Annotated in this window: 1 protein-coding gene; it reads right to left on the reverse strand. The window is 37.5% G+C overall.

Going from position 1 to position 480, the window contains the following annotated elements:
- Nucleotides 1-480, reverse strand: a 480-nt coding sequence (locus LPA41_RS40960; RefSeq protein ID WP_229076886.1) for a glycosyl hydrolase 115 family protein, incomplete at both ends; no start/stop codon positions are given.

A 480-nucleotide genomic window follows, 5' to 3' on the forward strand; every position in this document is an offset into this window, starting at 1 on the left:
TCATAAGCCATTTTCATTTGGGTATAAATTTGCGCTGGATGATTGCTTGCTAACCAAAGGTAATCGTGCGGTCTGCCCCAATAAGAGATGTGGTAATAAATGCCATTTCCGCCTTTGCGAGCTCGTTCTGCTTCGGTAGGGAAATGTTTAATGTAGCCATAATTATCATCCGTCCACATCAAAGTTACGTCCTCCGGCACTTGCAATCCCATGTTGTAAACATCCAATACTTCCTTATAGGGAATAAAAACCTGTGGTATTTTTTCTAAATTAGCATTGATGGTATTGGCCAACATTTGCCTTTGATCTTTAAAGATATTGGTAATGGCGTCTTTTTGTTCTTTTAAAGTATTGGCACCTTGCATTTTACCATCGTGTACGCCCCGTATACCTAAAGTGTAAATGTTATCAGAATTTTTCAATTCATTAACTCTGGTTTGCCAAAAATCTAAAACATTTTGCCTGTTATTTACATAATCG

Source organism: Actinoplanes sp. DH11 (assembly GCF_020873875.1).
In the GTDB taxonomy this organism is placed as follows: Bacteria; Actinomycetota; Actinomycetes; order Mycobacteriales; family Micromonosporaceae; genus Actinoplanes.